The sequence below is a fragment of the bacterium genome (assembly GCA_029210545.1).
Lineage (GTDB): Bacteria > BMS3Abin14 > BMS3Abin14 > BMS3Abin14 > BMS3Abin14 > JARGFV01.
The window spans coordinates 1-5,914 of record JARGFV010000133.1 but is presented as its reverse complement, the minus strand read 5'-3'; the positions used below and the strand labels follow the sequence as shown (position 1 = coordinate 5,914).

Below are 5,914 nucleotides of genomic sequence, written 5' to 3'. Positions count from 1 at the left end.
CCAGGACCGGCGTGTCAAAAACAGACCCCTCAGACACCCCGACCGGAGGCCGGCCCAAACCAATCGCGGATTTCGGGATGGCGTTCCTTCTTGCACCTTCCTCCGTTTCATGACATTTTATTTCAGACAACATTCGCCTATAATAACCTCGCAAAAAGTCTCTTCGAGCCATTTTGCCCTGGGCGATCATGCCATGGGCGTGACTCCCCGGCCAGGCGGAGTGGATTCGCCTGGTGCCACCCCCACCTCAGCCCCGCCGGTAGCGGGACGGATCGATGGACTTTCCGTGAGCCCATCTACCCTGGAGGTCGCCATTGCCTGAGATCAGACCCTTCCCCGGAATCCGCTACAACCCCGAACGCATTGACGATTTTTCCAGTGTCGTGGCGCCGCCCTATGATGTCATCGACCCGTCCCAGCACGCCGAGCTGTTAAAGCGTGACCCGGCCAACTGTGTCCGTCTGATACTGGGTTCGACACCCGGCAAAGCCGGGAACTACACCGACGAAGCAGCTGTCATGAAAAAGTGGATCGCCGAGGGGATCCTCATGCAGGACGCCGGGCCCCGCTACTACCTCATCGAGGACTCCTTCCAGGTACCCGGCGAACCCGCTCCCTACCACCGCTGGGGGATCATCGGCAGAGTGAGGGTCGACCCCTTCGAGACGGGGCGGATCTTCCCCCACGAGAGGACCCACAGCGGTCCCAAGGAGGACCGGCTGAAACTCATGAGGGCGTTCAAGGGCAACCTCAGCCAGGTCTTTACCCTGTTCGACGGTGACGCCGGCTCAGTCAGGACCGCACTCGACCCGGTATTCGCCTCCGCGCCCATCATGGACATCACCGACAGGGACGGGCTGGGGCGCCGCATGTGGGTCATCGACGACCCCGCCATCATCGACACCCTTTCCGGCCTGCTGGCGGATAGGAACCTTTACATCGCCGACGGTCATCACCGTTACGAAACCGCCCTCACCTATTCCCGGATAATGGCCGAAGCCGACCCCGACCCGCATCCCGACAAGGGGTACAACTTCGTGATGATGGCCCTCGTGGGCATGCAGGACCCGGGTCTTGCCATTCTTCCTACCCACCGGCACCTTTACGGTTTCGAGAATTTCGACCTCGGAAAAGTCCTCGAGCGGCTTGGCGCCAACTTCCACCTGGACGACGTGACGGGGAAAACCGAACAGATGCTCCGTTCCGGTACTGCCCCTGCCACCCTGGACGGGAGGGGTTTTATCCTCTACGACCCGGTTGCCGACCATTTTATCAAGGCGATCCTGACCAGTGAGAGCGACCTGGCCGGACTCATGCCGGATCTCCCTGCCCCGGTGCGCATCCTGGAGGTCACCCTTGTCGAGCGGTTCCTGATGATGGGGTGCCTTGGCATGACCTCTGACCAGATAAGCCACCAGGAGCACCTCGAATATTTCAAGGACCTCGGCGACGCCCTCGAAAGGGCTCGCAACGGCGGGAACCTTCTGGCAGTCATGCCCTCAACGGGGATGGACGATCTGGTGGCGGTCACCGGGGCCAGGGAACGAATGCCCCAGAAATCCACCTTTTTCTACCCGAAACTCCTCAGCGGGCTTGTCTTTTACGATCACGGCTCAGTGAGGTGATGATCGGTCTGAACCCGGAAACGAACGAAAGAACACGGCCCAGGATATGGGCCGTGGGTGGAGGCAAGGGCGGTGTCGGGAAGACAGTGATCACCGCCAACATGGCCATCTGCCTTTCCCAGCTGGGGTTCATCTGCGTCGCCCTGGACGCCGACCTCGGCGGGGCAAACCTGCACACTGTTCTCGGCATGGCGGGACCTGACCGCACACTGTCTGATTTTATCCGCAAGGAAGTGGACTCCCTTGCGGACACCATGGTCCAGACTCCTTTCCCCAACCTCCGTTTTATCAGCGGTTCCAGGGCCCTCCTCGAGATGGCCAACCCCAAGCACACACAGAAGGAAAAGATCATCCGCCACATCACGACCCTGGACGTGGATTTCGTCCTCCTGGACCTCGGTTCGGGTTCAGCGTTCAACACGCTGGACTTTTTTCTCGCAGCCGACGAGGGGGTGCTGGTTGTTTTGCCGGAGCCGACCTCGGTGGAGAACGCATACCATTTCATCAAGGCGGCCTTCTACAGAAAGCTCAAAAAGGCCACAAAACTGAGCGGTGTGGCCGAGGCTATCGACAAGGCCATGGAGGAGAAGGTCGCACGGGGCATCCAGTCGCCGAGGACCCTGATCAGCAACGTGGCCCAGATCGATCCGGAAGCGGGGCAGGCCCTCATGGAGGAGGCCGCGACTTTCTGCCCCGACATTATCGTCAACCAGACCCGGCGGTTCGACGACCACAACCTGGGAAATGACATTGTCCACGCCTGCCGCGACTACTTTGGCATCGAGATTCGGCACATCGGCAGCATCGACGAGGACGACTCCCTGCGGGAGGCCGTCAGGCTGCGCAAGGCGGTCCTCGAGGCGTTCCCGGCCAGCCCATTTTCCAGGAGCATCCATGCCATCGTCCGCAACCTCCTCGACTCGAAGAGAGCCGTGCCATGAGCGGGTCCGTTTCAAACGATGACTACCGGCTCCTGGACCTGGAGGACGGGGCGACCCTTGAGGATGTACGCCGTGCCTACCACCGCATGAAGGCCCTTTATGCCGAGAGTTCCCTCGCCACCTACAGCCTCATGGCCGACGAGGAAAGGTCAGGCATCCTGCACCGTATCGAGAAGGCATACATGCGCATCACCTCCAACCTTGAGGCGCCGTCGGCCGGCAGGCAGATGCCCCTGAGAGGCGAAGGGCTGGCCCCCGCCAGGAGCCTGGAAGAGAGAGAACCGGTGGGGACCTACCTGAAGCGGCGGCGCGAGGAACTGGGCCTGACCCTCAAGGAGGTCGCGGGCAGCACCCGGATCCGGTCCACCTACCTGGAGTATATCGAGGAGCAGCGCTACTCTGACCTCCCGGCCCTTGTCTACCTCAGGGGTTTTATTATGGAGTTCGCCCGGACATTGCGCATCCCCGAGCCCGAGATCCTCACGGCCGCCTACATCGCACAGATGGAGGAGAACCGCACATGATCGCCCGCTTTGTCTTCCCATGGCTGATGCTGCCTGTCCTCACCTACACACTCACCGCTCCGGAGATCCTCAACCGGGTGGAGGCGGCCCTCGCACGAGCCGAGGCGATCCAGGTCCAGCTGATCATGGAGGACCCTGACGGCAACGTGCTGGAGGAAAGAACGGTAACCATCCCATCCAGATCCGCGGGGACCGACGCCTCATCATTCCCTGGTGTGCCTTACAGCCGTTTTACAGGGTCGAAGGAAGCGCTGGCTGCCTCCTGGCCTTTCCTCACCCTGGAAGAGACCCCGGTGACCCTGGACCGTCTGTCAGGCACAGTGTGCTACCTGGTGAAAGGAAACGGCGTCAGGCTGTGGCTTGACAAGGGCACTTACATTCCCCTTCGGATCGAGACCCTTTCCGAAGACAGTTCCTCCACCATCACGGATTACCTGGACATGGTCCACGTTTCCGAAAAGGTGCGATACCCTGCCAGGACGGAGGTCCGCAGGGATGGCAGCCTCCTGATCGTGGAGCGCATCCTCCCCGCCGCAGCGGGAACCGAAGGGCCATGAACCAGGCCTTCGCACGGGTCGCCCTTCCGAGGCCCGTCGAGGAAACGTTTCACTACCGGATCCCGGAAAACCTCGCAGGACAGATATTTCCAGGCACCGTGGTCCACGTTCCCTTCGGCCGCCAGACCATGACAGGTGTCGTCACCGAGCTGCTGGACTCCTCTCCGGTAAAGACCCGGGCCATCGTTTCCATAGCCCACATTTCCCCCGTCCCCGGACCTCTCCTGGAGCTTTCCCTGTGGGCCGCCTTGTATTATCTGAGCCCTGTCGGGCTCCTTCTGAGGCTAGCCCTGCCGCCGGCCCGAACCGGCGGCAGGGGACCAAAATTTGTGCTCACCGACAAAGGCCGGGCATCGCTGGATGCGGGACCCAGCTCCAGCACGGAGCTGCTCGAGGCGCTCAAACGGGGACCGAGGACAGCCGCCTACCTTTCCGACCGGTTCGATCCGAGCCTCATGGAGGCAGCCACGGCCGGGGGTCTCATCGTACCTGCCGAACCCGCCCGGAAGGAACATCGTGCCCCGTCCGCGGGCTACCGGAGGGATGAGAAGCAGGTGCAGAACCTGACGATTCATCAGGAAGATGCTCTTTCCGGGATGACGAAAGCCGTGGACGAGGCACGGTTCACTGTCACTCTCATGAGGGGGGTTACCGGTTCGGGGAAGACGGAGGTCTACCTGCGGGCCGCAAGGCACACCCTTGACAGGGGGAAAGGCGTGCTGCTGCTGGTTCCCGAGATCTCCCTGACCCCCCTGCTCGTATCCAGGCTGGAGCGGGTAGCCCCCGGACAGGTGGCCGCCCTGCACAGCGGCATGAAGGGCTCTGAAAGGGAGGCTTCCTGGGAAGCGGTACAAAGGGGCAAAGCCCGCCTGGTGGTTGGAGTTCGCTCCGGTGTCTTCGCCCCCGTCCCGGATCTCGGGCTCATCATCGTGGACGAGGAGCACGATCCCTCCTTCCGCCAGGAAGACACTCCCAGTTATAGCGCCAGGGACGTGGCCGTAAAAAGGGGCCAGATCGAGGGTGTCCCTGTGGTCCTCGGCTCGGCCACACCTTCCTTCGAGTCGTGGCACAATACTGTTACCGGGAAGTACGAAATCGCGGTCCTGCCCGAACGGGTCACACCCTCCCCTGACCCCGAGCTGGTGGTGGTGGACATGTCACAGCCGGACCAGCAGGATCCGAAGGACCCGTCGCTGTCGAAGACCCTTCTCACGGAGATCGAGGGCGTCATCGTGCGGGGGGAGCAGGCCATGCTGTTTCTCAACAGGCGCGGCTTCGCCCCGTTCCTCCTGTGCACCGAATGCCAGGAAGCCATGCCCTGCCCCAACTGCAGCGTCACCCTGACCTACCACTCGGGACCTGCCGTGGTCTGCCATTATTGCGGCCACAAACAGAAACCCCCGGACAGCTGCCCCCGGTGCAGCTCAACCGCCCTCGAGCCCGTGGGAGCCGGCACCCAGAAGGTGGAAAAAGTCCTCATGGAGAGGTTCCCATCGGCATCCGTTGACCGGCTGGACCGGGATGCCCTCGGCAAACCGGGCGCCCTGGAAGCGATCTATGATCGGATGGATTCAGGTGAGACCGACATCCTGGTGGGGACCCAGATGCTGGCCAAGGGACATGACTTCCCCCGCGTGACCCTGGCAGGGATCCTCAGCGCCGAGCAGGCCCTGGACATCCCGGATTTTCGATCCGCGGAAAGGACTTTTCAGATCATCACCCAGGTCTCCGGCAGGGCCGGGAGGGGGGAAAAGAGGGGCAAGGTGGTTGTCCAGACCTATACCCCCAACCATTATGCCGTGACAAGCGCCCTTGGCGGCGATTACGACGCCTTTTTCGAGTCCGAGAAACTCCTCCGCCGGCAGTTGGGCTACCCCCCTTTCGGACGGCTGGGCCGCATCGTGGTGGACGGTATCTCCGAAGAGAAAGTTTCCAGGGCTGCCGCGAGCATCTCCCGTTCCCTCAAGGTCGGTCCCGACGCCCGGATCCTGGGGCCCTCCCCCGCTCCGATCAGCCGGATCAGGAACAGGCACCGCTGGCACCTCCTGGTGCTCGCCCAAAGCCACGGCGAGCTTATCCGGGTGCTTTCTTCGGCCCGCAGGGAACAGCCCGCCGGAGTGCGGGTCAATGTACGGGTGGATCCCATCCAGCTGCTATAAAACACTCCCTGTCCTCAAATTTGATGACTTCGCAAAAAGTCATCAATGCGCCCCGCGCGGGGCGCCCAAATCAATGACTCACTCCGTAAGTCATTGATTTGTAAGGAA

At 62.0% G+C, this 5,914-nt stretch carries 5 protein-coding genes; all 5 read left to right on the top strand.

The genetic code is table 11. The annotated features are described in order from the left end of the window. Positions 1–314 precede the first annotated feature (314 nt). From P1S46_10995 to priA, 5 genes are read left to right on the top strand one after another with little or no spacing between them, the layout of a single operon-like run. A complete protein-coding gene (locus P1S46_10995; protein ID MDF1537002.1) occupies positions 315–1,625 on the top strand; it encodes a DUF1015 domain-containing protein in 1,311 nt (436 codons plus the stop codon). Next, positions 1,625–2,566, top strand: coding sequence for a P-loop NTPase (locus P1S46_10990; GenBank protein MDF1537001.1), 942 nt, complete (start codon positions 1,625–1,627; stop codon positions 2,564–2,566). Before P1S46_10995 ends, P1S46_10990 begins: the two co-directional genes overlap by 1 nt. After that, positions 2,563–3,090, top strand: coding sequence for a helix-turn-helix domain-containing protein (locus P1S46_10985; GenBank protein MDF1537000.1), 528 nt, complete (start codon positions 2,563–2,565; stop codon positions 3,088–3,090). Before P1S46_10990 ends, P1S46_10985 begins: the two co-directional genes overlap by 4 nt. Next, the gene (locus P1S46_10980) at positions 3,087–3,647 is read left to right on the top strand and encodes a hypothetical protein (protein MDF1536999.1); all 561 of its coding nucleotides are present in this window, start codon (positions 3,087–3,089) and stop codon (positions 3,645–3,647) included. Before P1S46_10985 ends, P1S46_10980 begins: the two co-directional genes overlap by 4 nt. Continuing rightward, positions 3,644–5,806 (top strand): primosomal protein N', encoded by a 2,163-nt coding sequence (priA, locus tag P1S46_10975; GenBank protein ID MDF1536998.1) that lies wholly within the window; start codon positions 3,644–3,646, stop codon positions 5,804–5,806. Before P1S46_10980 ends, priA begins: the two co-directional genes overlap by 4 nt. Positions 5,807–5,914 lie beyond the last annotated feature (108 nt).

What these genes read in the sequence shown, in the direction of transcription:
- P1S46_10990 (MDF1537001.1), top strand. Translation starts at nt 1,625, where the DNA reads ATGATCGGTCTGAACCCGGAAACGAACGAAAGAACACGGCCCAGGATA.
- P1S46_10985 (MDF1537000.1), top strand. Translation starts at nt 2,563, where the DNA reads ATGAGCGGGTCCGTTTCAAACGATGACTACCGGCTCCTGGACCTGGAG.
- P1S46_10980 (MDF1536999.1), top strand. Translation starts at nt 3,087, where the DNA reads ATGATCGCCCGCTTTGTCTTCCCATGGCTGATGCTGCCTGTCCTCACC.
- priA (MDF1536998.1), top strand. Translation starts at nt 3,644, where the DNA reads ATGAACCAGGCCTTCGCACGGGTCGCCCTTCCGAGGCCCGTCGAGGAA.